The organism is Rossellomorea sp. LJF3 (genome assembly GCF_037046045.1).
Taxonomy (GTDB): domain Bacteria; phylum Bacillota; class Bacilli; order Bacillales; family Bacillaceae_B; genus Rossellomorea.
In genome coordinates this window covers 13,227-27,628 of the sequence record NZ_JBANLY010000031.1, presented here as the reverse complement: position 1 = coordinate 27,628, position 14,402 = coordinate 13,227, and the positions used below count along the sequence as shown (strand labels likewise).

General features: G+C 44.9%; 9 protein-coding genes and 2 riboswitches. All 9 genes read right to left on the bottom strand.

Features of this window, described 5'->3' with window-relative positions:
- Window positions 1-427: 427 nt before the first annotated feature.
- Window positions 428-2,494: a glucose-specific PTS transporter subunit IIBC gene (ptsG, locus tag V8G47_RS19440; RefSeq protein ID WP_159361071.1), complete on the bottom strand. Its 2,067-nt coding sequence runs from the start codon at window positions 2,492-2,494 to the stop codon at window positions 428-430.
- Between the two features lie 178 nt (window positions 2,495-2,672).
- Window positions 2,673-3,515: a glucose PTS transporter transcription antiterminator GlcT gene (gene glcT / locus V8G47_RS19435; protein ID WP_159361070.1), complete on the bottom strand. Its 843-nt coding sequence runs from the start codon at window positions 3,513-3,515 to the stop codon at window positions 2,673-2,675.
- 216 nt (window positions 3,516-3,731) lie between these two features.
- Entirely contained in the window at window positions 3,732-5,066 is a 1,335-nt protein-coding gene (locus tag V8G47_RS19430) for an NCS2 family permease (RefSeq protein ID WP_336201502.1), read from the bottom strand.
- 107 nt (window positions 5,067-5,173) lie between these two features.
- A riboswitch (purine riboswitch) is annotated at window positions 5,174-5,275 on the bottom strand.
- Between the two features lie 171 nt (window positions 5,276-5,446).
- Complete coding sequence (guaA, locus tag V8G47_RS19425; protein ID WP_159361068.1) at window positions 5,447-7,000, bottom strand: glutamine-hydrolyzing GMP synthase; 1,554 nt, start codon at window positions 6,998-7,000, stop codon at window positions 5,447-5,449.
- A gap of 129 nt (window positions 7,001-7,129) precedes the next feature.
- Window positions 7,130-7,231, bottom strand: a riboswitch (purine riboswitch).
- A 39-nt stretch (window positions 7,232-7,270) separates the two neighbouring features.
- On the bottom strand, window positions 7,271-9,475 hold the full coding sequence (locus tag V8G47_RS19420; protein ID WP_336201501.1) for a transglutaminase TgpA family protein: 2,205 nt from the start codon (window positions 9,473-9,475) through the stop codon (window positions 7,271-7,273).
- Window positions 9,472-10,689 carry a DUF58 domain-containing protein gene (locus V8G47_RS19415; RefSeq protein WP_159361066.1) on the bottom strand — a complete coding sequence of 406 codons (1,218 nt, stop codon included), beginning with the start codon at window positions 10,687-10,689 and terminating at the stop codon, window positions 9,472-9,474. The genes V8G47_RS19420 and V8G47_RS19415 overlap by 4 nt, the downstream gene beginning before the upstream one ends.
- Window positions 10,690-11,646 carry an AAA family ATPase gene (locus V8G47_RS19410; RefSeq protein ID WP_159361065.1) on the bottom strand — a complete coding sequence of 319 codons (957 nt, stop codon included), beginning with the start codon at window positions 11,644-11,646 and terminating at the stop codon, window positions 10,690-10,692.
- A 228-nt stretch (window positions 11,647-11,874) separates the two neighbouring features.
- On the bottom strand, window positions 11,875-12,702 hold the full coding sequence (gene nadE / locus V8G47_RS19405) for an ammonia-dependent NAD(+) synthetase (protein WP_336201500.1): 828 nt from the start codon (window positions 12,700-12,702) through the stop codon (window positions 11,875-11,877).
- A 71-nt stretch (window positions 12,703-12,773) separates the two neighbouring features.
- Window positions 12,774-14,243 (bottom strand): nicotinate phosphoribosyltransferase, encoded by a 1,470-nt coding sequence (locus V8G47_RS19400; protein ID WP_336201499.1) that lies wholly within the window; start codon window positions 14,241-14,243, stop codon window positions 12,774-12,776.
- Window positions 14,244-14,402: the final 159 nt, after the last annotated feature.

Sequence of the window (14,402 nt, the reverse complement as noted above, 5' to 3'; positions counted from 1 at the left end):
CCTGAGCCAGGATCAAACTCTCCGATAAAAGTTTGAATAGCTCTTTAAAAATAAATCTAGAATTAACGTTGACGTATTGTCTTGTTTTGTTCAGTTTTCAAGGTTCAATGTAGCGCTTCTTCCGAAGCGACTTGACCATCATATCAAGAATACAGTGTGTTTGTCAACAACTTTTTTTGAGATGTTTTATGATCTCGCTGAATGTTGTTTGTGTAACCCGCTGCTCTCTTGCGACGGTTTTTAAAGTATATCAAGCTATTAGATATTCGTCAATAGATTTAATAGATTTAATTTAAAAACTTTCATATCCTCCTTCTATGAGTTTGCGATTCTTCTATTAATACCACCCACTATCTTCTATATATAAACAAAAACAAAACCGGCTCACCTTCCAGGATGGCAGGTGAGCCGGTTTATTATATGAATATTAGTCGATCTTAATTACGTTTTCGTCGTTACGGTTCACTTTACCAGACTTCTCGATTGTTACTTGTTGACCTTCTTTTAGGTTTGTAAAGACAATCGGTGTCATGATGGAAGGTGCGTTTGCTTTGATGTAGTCAAGATCCACTTCCAGTAATGGTTGACCTGCTTCTACCTGGTCTCCCTCTTTTACTAGCGCTTCGAATCCTTTCCCTTCCAGTTTCACTGTATCGATTCCCACGTGGATCAGGACTTCACGGCCAGCTTTGGACTCAAGTCCGATGGCATGCTTTGTCGGGAAGACGTTTACGACTTTACCTGTGATAGGAGAAACAATTGTCCCCTCTGTTGGTACGATCGCAAAACCGTCACCCATCATTTTCCCAGAGAACACTTGGTCAGGGACTTCCGTGATGTCTTTAATTTCACCTGTGATCGGTGCTACGAACTTTTCGTTGTTACGTTCTGTTTGAAGAGCTTCCGGATTCACCTCTTCGATTTGTTGCTCTACTTCTTCGTTTGCATTTGTTTCTACTCTGCGTGGAGCTTTCCCACGGATGATGTCTTGCATTTGTGACTTGATCGTGTCTGATTTTGGTCCGAAGATCGCTTGGATGTTATCTCCGACTTCAAGTACACCTGAAGCACCCAGTTTTTTCAGACGGTTTTTATCTACTTGTTTCACGTCGTTGACGGATACACGCAGACGAGTGATACATGCATCTAAGTGAGCGATGTTTTCTTGTCCACCCATCGCTTCAAGGATGTTGTATGGTAGATCGCCCGCTGAACTTGCAGGAGTGTCGTCATCTTCATCTACATCTTCACGACCAGGAGTCATTAGATTGAACTTGCGGATAGCGAAACGGAATCCGAAGTAGTAGATGAACGCAAACACGATACCTACCGGGATGACGATCCAGGCATTCGTTTGCGGATTGATCAGTCCGAATAGTACGTAGTCAATTAATCCACCCGAGAATGTCATACCGATTTTAACATCTAATAGATGCATTGTAAGGAATGAAAGACCGGCGAAGATTGTGTGAATTCCAAATAGTACTGGCGCCACGAATAAGAATGAGAATTCGATTGGCTCTGTGATACCTGTCAAGAATGAAGTCAAGGCAGCAGACGCCATGATTCCACCTACAACAGCTTTACGTTCCGGCTTCGCTTCATGGTAGATCGCTAATGCCGCAGCTGGAAGTCCGAACATCATGAATGGGAATTTACCTGTCATGAATGTACCGGCAGTAAGGTCTTGTACACCATCTTGAATTTGTTTCATAAAGATTGCCTGGTCCCCACGTACAACGTCTCCCGCTGCAGATGTGTAAGAACCGAATTCGAACCAGAATGGAGCATAGAAAATGTGGTGTAATCCAAATGGAATAAGTGAACGTTCGATTACACCGAATACAAATGCTGCAAATGCTCTGTTTTCACCAAGCATAAAGTTTGAGAATGTGTTAAGACCATCTTGAATCGGTGGCCAAATCAATAACATTAATAATCCTAGTACAACGGAAGATGCCGCTGTTGCAATTGGAACAAATCGTTTACCTGCGAAGAATCCTAAGTATGAAGGAAGTTCGATTTGATAAAAACGATTGTACATTGACGCCGCCAGGATCCCGACGATGATACCGCCGAATACACCTGTTTGTAAGGTTGGGATTCCGAGAACCATTGCAAATGCCGGATCTACGTTATCACCCGTAACATCTGGAATACCTAATCCTTCTACCGTACCCATCGTTACGTTCATGATGAGGAAACCTACGATAGCCGCTAAACCGGCCACCCCTTCTCCACCGGCGAGACCAATGGCAACACCGACCGCGAAGAGCAGTGCCAAGTTTCCGAAGATAATTCCACCCGCTTGTTCCATTACGCTGGCAACGGTTTCAACGCCGCCGTTATTAAGGAATGGGGCAATGTCTAGAAGCGTTGGATTTTGAAGGGCATTACCAAACGCTAGTAAAAGTCCTGCTGCTGGTAAGATCGCAACTGGAAGCATTAATGCTTTACCGACTTTTTGTAGTACACCAAAAGCCTTTTTAAACATGTGAGTTTCCTCCCTTTATTTTTCTTTTTCGACTAATTAGATGATTGCGCCAAACAAAAAAGGCATGAGAAAAGAGGATAATGAACGTATATGGATAGACTACCCCAAAATACACGTTTCAATTATCTTCTTCACTCATGCCTGATCGAATCAGTAACACGTAAGAAAGATAAGTACATTAATTCACTTTATTTTGAATCCGTTGAAGATGCATCGTGAGGTATACTGCCTCAGCATCATACACGGGCTTTTGCAATGTTTGCTGCATCATCTTAATCAGCTTCCAAGATAGATTATAGCAGACCGGATATTCTTCTTTCAACAGTTTTGCTATTTTTTCTGGTTCTTCTACTCGTTCTTCCCGCAAAACCCGTTCAATCGTATACCGGATATGACGTATGAGCCTCATATAATCGACGCTTTCTTTGTTGATTTCAACGTCCAGCTGTTGTTCGATCATCCCTATCAGACGACTGATCAACTGAGAATGCTGGTTCACTTCGGAAAGATCCTTGTTCATCATGGCGCTGTGAATATGAAGGGCAATGAACCCCACTTCCCCTTCAGGAAGATGCACATCGGTCATATCATTGATCATGCCTACGACTTCTTTCGCTATTTCATATTCAAAAGGGTACAGCGTTCTCGTTTCCACCAGAAACGGATTCCGTATCTCCATCCCTCTCATCAATCGGTTAATGGCAAATAGAATATGGTCTGTAAGGGCGATGTGGATATGCTCGTTAAGGAATGAATTGGTTCTTTTCCTGATCAATTCGATGGCAGAGATGATGACGTTTGACATATCTTCATTTAAAAAAGGAAGAAGGTTTTTGTACTGCTCCTGTTCCTTTTCTCCTTTTAGGACAAACATCTTTTCCGCAATATCATTTTGGATGGGATCACCCTTTTTCTGATTGAACCCTATCCCCTTCCCGATCAGCACAACTTCTCCGTAGCTCTCGTGAACAGCAATCAATACGTTATTATTTAGGACTTTTTTTACATTTAAAGTAGACATACTCAATTCTCCCTATATATTCGACCATTTTCGACATTACCCGATTCCATGATTTTAACGAAAACTGACCCTTTTTTCAATTGATACTTCTTACCTTAGTACTACTTTCTCTACCTTTGTAGCTATTCCCTTTATTTATTTTCTACACTTTCTCCGATAAAAACCAAAAAGAAGCTGATCTGCGAGAGATCAGCTTCTGATGATGCTTGTCTATTCTTATACTAGGAAGATAAAGTACAATACAAAGATCACAAACAGAAAATACATGATTGGATGGATTTCTTTCGCCCGACCTTTCATGATCATCGTTATCGGATAGAAAATAAATCCGATGGCGATACCCGTTGCGATACTGTACGTAAGTGGCATGGCGACAATCGTCAGGAATGCCGGTACAGCTACCTCGAATTTCTTCCAGTCGATTTCACCTAATGACGAAACCATCAGTACCCCGACAATGATGAGTGCCGGCGCCGTCACGGCCGATGTGATGACGGCAAGTAACGGGAAGAAGAAAATCGAAAGGAGGAAAAGGATGGCAGTTACAACGGATGCAAATCCTGTCCTTGCTCCTGCCGCAACCCCTGCAGATGATTCAATATAAGACGTTGTGGTGGATGTTCCTAAAATAGCGCCGACTACCGTCGCACAAGAATCTGCGAATAACGCTTTTCCTGCACGGGGTAATTTGTTCTCTTTCATCAAGCCTGCCTGATTGGCTACCGCTACTAAGGTACCGGCCGTATCAAAGAAATCGACGAATAAGAACGTCAGGATGACCACAAGCATCTGGATCGTGAAGATACTGCCTGCATCATTGAATAAAGGTTCCAGCGCTGCCCCGAATGTCGGAGCAAGACTTGGCGCCGCGTCCACTACTCTTTCCGGTGTATCAATAAGGCCAGCGACCATTCCCACGACGGCCGTTACGACCATCCCGATGAAAATACCGCCCTTAACGCCCCTTGTCATCAGGATCACCGTAATGATGATACCGAAAATGGCAAGTAGCGTGGTTCCCTTCGTTAAGTCTCCAAGTCCCACTAATACTGCATCGTTGTTTACGATGATTCCTGCATTTTGAAAGCCGATGAAGGTAATGAACAGTCCAATTCCCGCTCCGACGGCGTATTTCAATTCGGCCGGAATCGAGTTAATGATTTTTTCCCGGAGGCCCGATAACGTCAAGGCAATGAATATCAATCCGGAGATCAAAACTCCCGTTAAAGCAGATTGCCAAGGTACACCCATCGTCAATACGACCGTGTAAGCAAAGAAGGCATTCAAGCCCATTCCCGGTGCGAGAGCAATCGGATATTTCGCGATCAACCCCATGATCAACGACCCGATGGCCGCAGCCAATGCTGTCGCTACGAACACTGCACCGTAATCCATTCTCATGCTGTCCGGAAGATCCGGAACAGATTGAAGGGTCAACGTGAGCGGGTTAACGATCAAGATATAGGCCATCGATAGGAAGGTAGTCAATCCCCCGATGATCTCCCTTTTATAATTCGTTCCTAACTGGTCAAACTGAAAGAAATTTCTCATTCTTGTACTCCTCCTATAGAGTCGCCGTAGAAAATAAAAAAACCTCGAACTACCAGAGTTCAAGGCTTTGACTGTTAAGATCCAGATTGATAGCCGCTAAAAAACGGTCCTATCATCCATCACCTCGTAGTCAAGCCATTTACGGTAGCTTGGTAGAAACGCTCGGGCCTTATTCCCGAAATTATACGACGTAATACTTTTATAATGTTTTGTTATGATTACAGTACTATTGTACCAACCGGAAATGAGCCCGTCAATACAAAATACGAACATTGTTATATATTTTTCATTATAATGTTCGTTTAATACAAAAAACGACAGGTATTCTCCGTCTTTGTCGAAACGGAAGAAACCTGTCAGCTTTACAACTCTCTATTATATTACTCCCACTCAATCGTTGCAGGTGGCTTACTCGTCACATCATATACCACGCGGTTGATATGATCGACTTCGTTCACGATGCGTGTGGAAATTTTCTCAAGAATATCCCATGGGATACGTGCCCAATCGGACGTCATTCCATCGATGGACGTCACGGCACGGATACCGATTGTGTAGTCATAGGTTCTGGCGTCACCCATGACACCGACACTTCGGATGTCAGGAAGAACGGTGAAATATTGCCAGATGTCACGGTCCAGTCCGGCCTTTTTGATTTCATCACGAAGGATATAATCAGACTCACGGACGATTTCAAGCTTTTGTTCAGAAATTTCACCCAGCACACGGATACCAAGACCCGGTCCCGGGAATGGCTGACGCCATACGATTTCATCCGGAATGCCTAGTTCAGAACCTAATGCACGCACTTCATCCTTGAATAATGTGTTCAGAGGCTCGATCAGTGTGAACTGCATATCTTCAGGAAGCCCGCCGACGTTGTGGTGGGACTTGATGGTTTGCGCAGTCGCCGTACCACTTTCAATGATGTCTGTATATAACGTACCTTGTGCAAGGTATTCGATGCCTTTAAGCTTCGTCGCTTCATCGTCGAACACGTAAATGAATTCATTCCCGATGATTTTACGTTTTTGCTCAGGGTCGGATACACCTTTTAATTTATTCAAGAAACGATCCTGGGCATCCACTTTAATCACGTTCATATTAAAGCCGTCAGCGAATGTCTTCATTACACTGTCAGCCTCGCCTTTACGAAGAAGTCCGTGATCGACGAAGATACATGTCAGTTGATCACCGATTGCTTTATGGATCAATACGGCTACTACAGAAGAATCGACCCCGCCGCTTAATGCACAAAGGACCTTTTTGTCCCCCACGGTTTGGCGGATCTTGTCCATTTCCATTTCGATGAAGTTCTCCATGGACCAGTCGCCTGTGCACCCACACACTTCAAATACGAAATTCTTCAGCATTTCATTTCCGTGTTCTGAGTGTCGTACTTCAGGGTGGAATTGTACTGCATATAACCCTTTTTCCTCGTTACTCATAGAAGCGATCGGGCAAGATGGATTCGTTGCGTTCACATCGAATCCTGCAGGAGCTTCGACTACAAGATCCCCGTGACTCATCCATACGACTTGCTCTTCGGGAAGATTCGAGAATATTTTAGACTGCTTCTCAATATTGATGGCTGCCTTCCCGTATTCACGGTGCTTCGCGCGTTCCACTTTCCCGCCAAAGTGCATCGTCATAAGCTGCATGCCATAGCAGATCCCAAGAATCGGAATATCAAGATCAAAGATGCGCTCATCGCAACGGAATGAATCTTCACCGTACACACTGTTGGGACCGCCGGAGAAGATGATCCCCGTCGGATTTATTTCCTGGATTTCCTCAAGGGTAACTGTATGCGGATGGAGCTCACTGTAAACACCAAACTCACGGATTCTTCGCGTGATTAATTGATTATATTGACTTCCAAAGTCCAAAACGACGATCATTTCCTGATTGTGCAATTCTTCTTTACCAAGCATTCAGTTCACCTCTTCAATTTATTTACCTACTACCATCTATTGTTGTTAGCATTCCAAAAAAAATATAAAAAAAACTAGACTTCGCCTTAAAAAAAGGCAGAATTCTAGTTTTTTGCATACACGGATGTCAACTAAGAACACTGCCTTCATAGTCCAGTCATTTAAGGTGACCGGGTAGATACTTTCGAACCGTATTATCGAGGATATACGAAGGATGCTAACGAACGCTATTTGAATTTGACATCATTTTATACTTTGTTATCAATCGGGTCAACCGGTTGTCCTTTTAATTAAATTTTCCCACAATTCCCTCATCTTTGTCCAATCTTCTGATGTTGGGTTCTGACCGTATAATATACGTTCATAATTATTGGTCAAACTGGTCATTTCACGGGTACCGAAGAACTGATCGATGTATCTCGAATACCCCCGTAAGGTCTGACCGTCATCCATTTTCAATCCGTATCTTTCCAATTGTTTCATGAGGGACAGATAAGCTTCCGAGAATACGTCATCCGATGACTTCCTGCGGTAGTAAAAAATCAGGACATACGGCATCCAGCGTCTTCTCACAAGGAATAATGCTATCCCAATGATGATCAGGAGAATGGTTCCCATCACGATTTTGCCCCAATTGTCCACAATGAATGATGTGATGTCATCCCAAAGCTTCGATAAAGAAAATCCATCACCGGAAGATGGGGTATCTTCTTCAGGCTGCAGGGGTTGTTTCGGTGCTTCCTTTTTCTCCGGAATAGGGACTTCATTTTCATCAGAATCAGGTATATCAAGGTCATACTGATAAGAAACATTGTTGCTGAAACCGACAGTAGGCTCAAACGGAACCCAGCCCACTTCCGGGAAGAAGACCTCTACCCATGAATGGGCATTGTTGTTCGATACTTCATATAGTTTATATGTCGAATCCACCTGCCTGCTGTATTCCCCTTCTGTATAGCCTTTAGTCCATCTTGCCGGAATCCCGAGTGAACGGACCAGGACGACCATGGAAGTAGAGAAATTATCACAGTATCCGCGCTTCGTTTCAAACAGGAACTGATCCACGTAATCCTGTTCTTCTTCTGGAACCGCTACATCGAACTGATCGTATACATACGCTTCCTTTGAAAAATATTGCTCGATCGCCCTTACTTTGTCATACCAATTATCCTCTTCCGATGTGATTTCAACCGCCAGTTCCTTGACGCGCTGAGGAGTCGTATCGGGCAGCTGGGTGTAGCGATCGACAAACTCAGGCACCTGCATGATCTCCTGCTCTTCATTGGCCGCCTTCATCTTTTTCTGGGAATAGGATGGGGAGCGGTAGGACAGCTCATACTCTTCAAGCTTAACCGTTTCATCGGCTTCTTTATAACTCGTCACTTTTTCATCTATGGGATTGAAGCTGAAATACCCATTTTTATTCCCATTGATCGTTTCTACCCCATAAGGATAAGCGACATGGGAATATGTACGCTCGACCATGACCTTCTCACTTTCCAGGTCCCGCTCTTCATCCGATTCCGGTGAAGGGATTGGAACCTTTTTCCCCGAATCAAACGTGAGTGGGTCCTTTTGATCGTCAGAAATGGACTGCTCCCATCCTTTCCCCGTATATAAATCCTTCGATTCAATTTTCCAGTAATGCTCCCTCGTCACCTCTGCATTGAAAATGACCGTTGGATCACCGACAAAGGGACCACCGAGCTTAGTATCGTCCGTATCGTAGCCAATCTTATTGACACCACTTCCACCGGCACCCTCAGAAAAGGATTGAAGATACGGGACAGGATCCGGCCAGATCGGGTCGGCTTTAGGTGCTGCAAAAGCAACCACCGAGCTGATCGTAAGCATCACCGTCAGTGGAACGATCCAGCGATGGCGGCTCATCTTGGAGCCAAGGAGCTTCTCCCTTTGCACCAGCCTTTCAAGGGCCAGTAATCCCATGAGAAGAAAGCCGAAAATGACGACGCGTATAATCGAATGATCTCCTTCATATACCGTGAAAGTATCAATCAAACACACATAAGTGACCGTCATCACATAAAACAGAAAAATCGTTTTCCGGACAGATAACCAGTAATGGATCAAGTACGTCATCAGCCAAAGAAGCACAAAGAACAATAAGCTTCTATACTCAAAAGACAAACTTGGCCATTCGCGCCCGAGGGTCAGACCGAGATTCTCCCATAAATCATGACTGAACTCCTTGAACCACTTGGGAGAGAAAAAAGAGCCCTTGTAGTACAATCCATGCAGACTGTACAGAATAAATAGGATCTTTACAAATGCCGTGATAGCATAATGAATCCGGAAATAAGACAGGGCGAGTGCCAAGGCGATAAAGACAATAAAATAGGTCAGACTCGCTGTATCCGTCACAACTTTAAGTGGTTTTAACCACTCCCATAAAAGTAGGAATCCAAAGAAATACGTCACGATCTTGAAATAGGCGTTTGCTGTTTCATGCCTCATGCCCGTTTCACCTCCAGAAATGCCGAGGAGAAATCACCTTCAAAGCATACCTGCAATCGAATGCCGCGCGAGGAGGCATAGGCTTTCAACGATTTCTCTTCTGCCGTGTACGCATCTCCTGCCCTCTTCACCAGAAAGATGACGACAGAGCTGTTCCGCTTCGCATATTCATTCACGCTCATTATCATTTTTTTCGACACGGATGAGGTCACGAATAGCACCGCTGCTGATTGAGAATAGTTCAATCCCGCTCCCTGTAGGACTTTCCCCAGAGCAAACGGGCTGTCCTGCCTCACTTTCGCCAAGTGATAATTCAGCTGACTCAAGTGCTCATCTCCACCCCGGATGGGAAATGAAACATGATCTCCACCAATTGATACCAGGCCGACCTGAGCCCCTTTTTTGACGATGGACCTGACTATCGATGCCGTAAAGGTCACCATCGCTTCAAACGCTTGTGAGGACTCCCTGTCGAGGACAATGAGGACGTCATGAGACTGACGTTCCTCAAACTCCTTCGTCATCAGCTCATTGGTCCTCGCAAAGGTCTTCCAATGAATCCATGAGAAGCGGTCACCCGGTTGATACTCACGGATACCCGTTGCCATCGTCGTATCCTTTTGGATTTTCACGCTCGAAGTCGTCATCCCCTGGTCATATCGATTCTCCAACGGTCGATAAGGGACATCGACGATCGACGGGTAAACGAGGAGCCTGTCCACGCAATCCACCGTGGCCTCCTTTTCAAAAACACCGAAGAAATCACCTGTTTTGAACCTGACTTTAGAAAAGATATGTTCTCCACGGGGAAGCTCATCAATGTAATACGTCAGCTTAATCCGTCTTCTGAATCCGGGATGAATCATCGCTTTCGCCTTTTGAAGACCGGACTGATGAAAGACAGAATCAGTCACCACATCTTCCAACACCAAATAAAACAGGGGAAATGGCAGCTTCCGGGTCAGGGTGATCGTCACCTTCAATTCGTCCCCGGCCTTATACTCAGCAGATTCAAAACTCCGCTCCACATAAAACTCTGATAACGGATATAAGAACACAAAAACCGAATAAAGGGAAAAAGGCAAAAAACTGTAGAACAAAAACCAGCTTACAAACCCACCTTGAAACATCGCATACGAAAAAGTCACTCCCATCAGAATAAGAAGGAGCAGAAACTTCCCAAGCGGTTTAAGAAATTGAAGTTTCGTCTTCATCTATCTCACAAGCCTTTGTACCGGGACCGGTATTCGCGCCATGACTCTCTCCACCACTTCTTCAGGTGTAATCCCTTCGTATCTCGCTTCCGACTTCATAATGATCCGGTGAGAAAATACGAAAGGCGCCAGGAATTGAACATCATCGGGAACTACATAATCCCTGCCCCTTAAAAAGGCATAAGCCTGACAAGCCTTCATCAGGGCAATCGATCCACGTGGGCTCGCACCCAGGTACACATTCGCATGGATCCTCGTACGGTTTGCAATCTCCACAATGTATTTCTTAATGGTGTCGTCCACCAATACTTCCTTGACATCCCCTTGGATATACCTCAATTCCTCAAGGGTCATAACAGGCTCCAATTCATCGATCGGCGGAGTCCGCTGGGCGCGGTGAAGAACCTCCATCTCCTCCTCTGGTTCCGGATAACCCATTTTCATTTTCAGAAGGAATCGGTCAAGCTGAGCTTCAGGAAGCGGATAGGTTCCCTCGTATTCAATCGGATTCTGGGTCGCCATAACGAAGAAAGGCTTATCGAGCTTTCGTGTCATCCCGTCAATCGTCACGCTGCTTTCTTCCATCCCTTCAAGTAAAGCGGACTGTGTCTTTGGTGATGTACGGTTGATTTCATCCGCAAGAATGATGTTCCCCATAATCGGCCCAGGTCTGAAATTAAATTCCATCTCTTTCGGGTTATAAATCGATACCCCAATCACATCAGAAGGCAGTAAGTCCGGGGTGAATTGAATTCGTTTAAAGCTCGCCCCAACGGATTTCGCCAATGCGCGAACCATCATCGTCTTCCCTACACCCGGAACGTCTTCAAGCAGAACATGTCCCCCGGCAAGCAGGGAAACGATGCTCAGTTCCGCTACCTTCCTCTTCCCGATCATGACTTTCTCTATATTATCAATGATACTTTGCAACTTCGGATTCACCATTTCATGTGACATCGTACCCCTCCTGAATGATTCAAACTCATCTTTACCTATTACTACTTTCGTTTAAAAAGTCGAAAATCCTCTATAAATTGGGAAATTAGTAGATAATTTTTGGGGCATTGGTAGGATATGAGGGACTTTTAGGTGATGGATTTTTCCAATTTTTGTAGAAGCATCTTGCTTCCATTCAAATTTAAAAAGCCGATTCTCCATTATACGAGAATCGGCTTTTCCACTTGATTATTTCCAAAAATCATCAAACACCGTGACCGGCAGATGACGTTTGTGCTGTGTTTTCAGGTAATGACCTTCAATGGTTTTCTTGGCTTCAGGGGGTACTTCTTTCCCTTCCAGGTAATCGTCCAGCTGATCGTACGTGACGCCAAGGGCTTCTTCATCCGACAGCTGCGGACGATCTTCCTCCAGGTCCGCTGTCGGTTTCTTATTGTATAAGTGTTCGGGACAGCCGAGCTCGATCAAAAGCGCTCTCCCTTGACGCTTGTTCAGGCGGAAAAGGGGAACGAGATCTGCCGCTCCATCACCGTATTTGGTGTAGAAGCCGGTGACTGCTTCAGCAGAGTGATCCGTACCGAGCACCACGCCATTTTTCATGGCGGCAATGGCAAATTGCACTTTCATCCGTTCACGTGCCTTTTCGTTCCCTTTGACAAAGTCGGAAAGCTCGATGCCGTTCTTCTTCAACGTTTCGACGCTTGCATCGACAGCGGGCTGGACATTGACCGTCATCGACACGCTCGGGTTGATGAATTCCACGGCATCAATGGCATCCTGGGCATCGCCCTGTTCCCCGTAAGGAAGTCTGACGGCATAGAAAGCATAATCAGATGAACCGGTTTCCTGATTCATTTCATCAATGGCCATCTGTGCAAGTTTACCTAATAAAGTAGAATCCTGACCTCCTGAAATGCCAAGGACCAGACTTTTCATAAATGAATGCTTCTTCAAGTAAGCCTTCATAAAGTCGATGCTGCGACGGATTTCTTCCTGCGGATTGATTTCCGGGGAGACCATCATTTCTTCTACGATTTGTTTTTGAAGAGAATCCATGTTTTCACACTCCATGTTAGGTTTTATCACACCATATTATATCTTTTTATCTTGCCCAAACATAGGCAAACTCACCAATTTCCGCTATGTTTTTCTTTCACTTCGGCTTTTACACGATGAATCAGATCCATCTTATTATTCCAACACTCTTCACTTAGATCCACAGGGTACTCTTCCGGGTTCATGGAACGTTTATACTCATCCCATAACAATTCAAGATTTTCATTCACGAAGCTTCTCATATCTTCTAATGGAGGCGTATCATACACGAGCTCTCCGTCCTTGAAAACATCCACATGAAGCTCCCTCGCTTCGAAATTCGTGACGAACTTACTGATATACGTATGAACGGGATGGAACATCTTCAACCGTTCCTGACTTTCAGGGTGTTCATGATCCAAGGCAATATATTCGCCCTCTGATTTATGATTAACCGTATTGACGATACGGTAAACCCTTTTCATCCCAGGAGTTGAAACTTTTTCGGCATTGCTCGAAATTTTGATTGTGTCTTCCATTTCACCTGATTCACCTTCAATGGACACGAGCTTGTACACGGCACCTAAAGCTGGTTGATCGTATGCCGTGATCAGCTTCGTCCCGACTCCCCATACATCAATCTGCGCCCCTTGAGCCTTCAAGTTCAAAATCGTATACTCGTCCAGATCATTGGAGGCAATGATCTTCGTATCCGTAAAGCCGGCATCATCCAGCATCTTACGGGCAATCTTTGATTGATACGCCATGTCTCCGCTATCAAGGCGGATCCCCTTGAAGTTGATCTTGTCGCCAAGCTCCTTCGCTACTTTAATCGCCGTCGGGACACCGGATTTCAAGGTATCATACGTATCCACGAGGAATACACAATCCCTGTGGCTCTCTGCATACTTATGAAAGGCCTGATACTCATCACGGTAAGCCTGGACCATGGCATGGGCGTGGGTTCCGGAAACCGGCATGCCGAATAACTTCCCGGCCCGGACATTACTTGTCGCATCAAAGCCCCCGATATATGCAGCCCGCGTTCCCCAAATGGCTGCATCCAGCTCATGGGCACGTCTCGTCCCGAACTCCATCACAACCTCATCCTGTACCACCTGCTTGATCCGGTTTGCCTTCGTTGCAATCAACGTTTGGTAGTTCACAATATTCAAGATCGCCGTCTCCAATAACTGAGCCTGAGCAAGAGGCGCCTCCACCCGGACAAGGGGGACATTCCCGAACGCAACCTCCCCTTCCTGCATGGACCGGATCGTCCCGGTGAAACGAAGCTCCGCCAGGTATTCCAGAAACGCCTCTTCATATCCCAACTCCCGTAAGTATTCGATGTCACTTTCCGAGAAATGAAACTTTTTCACATATTCAATGATCCGTTCGAGCCCGGCAAATACCGCATATCCATTGCCAAAAGGCAGCTTTCGAAAGAACACTTCAAAAACAGCCTTTCGATTATGGAAATCATCATCCCAATACGCCTTCGTCATATTTATCTGATACAAATCTGTATGCAACGCTAAACTATCATCTGCATAGTTCGTCATGTATTTCTCTCCTTTAAGCTATAGCCAATTGTTGAACATGAATGAGTCTTTTCTATTTTAACCAATATTGGGTGGGATATCGAATGATTAGGGTTGGGGGGTGTACTCGATATGATTTTGAGTTTAAACAAACGTTTGATTAAACTACAAAATATTCGA

Bases quoted from the DNA above. Each gene is read 5' to 3' on its own strand.
- nadE (WP_336201500.1), bottom strand. From the start codon at position 12,702: ATGGATTCTCTTCAAAAACAAATCGTAGAAGAAATGATGGTCTCCCCG.
- glcT (WP_159361070.1), bottom strand. From the start codon at position 3,515: ATGTCTACTTTAAATGTAAAAAAAGTCCTAAATAATAACGTATTGATT.
- ptsG (WP_159361071.1), bottom strand. From the start codon at position 2,494: ATGTTTAAAAAGGCTTTTGGTGTACTACAAAAAGTCGGTAAAGCATTA.
- guaA (WP_159361068.1), bottom strand. From the start codon at position 7,000: ATGCTTGGTAAAGAAGAATTGCACAATCAGGAAATGATCGTCGTTTTG.
- V8G47_RS19430 (WP_336201502.1), bottom strand. From the start codon at position 5,066: ATGAGAAATTTCTTTCAGTTTGACCAGTTAGGAACGAATTATAAAAGG.
- V8G47_RS19410 (WP_159361065.1), bottom strand. From the start codon at position 11,646: ATGTCACATGAAATGGTGAATCCGAAGTTGCAAAGTATCATTGATAAT.
- V8G47_RS19420 (WP_336201501.1), bottom strand. From the start codon at position 9,475: ATGAGGCATGAAACAGCAAACGCCTATTTCAAGATCGTGACGTATTTC.
- V8G47_RS19400 (WP_336201499.1), bottom strand. From the start codon at position 14,243: ATGACGAACTATGCAGATGATAGTTTAGCGTTGCATACAGATTTGTAT.
- V8G47_RS19415 (WP_159361066.1), bottom strand. From the start codon at position 10,689: ATGAAGACGAAACTTCAATTTCTTAAACCGCTTGGGAAGTTTCTGCTC.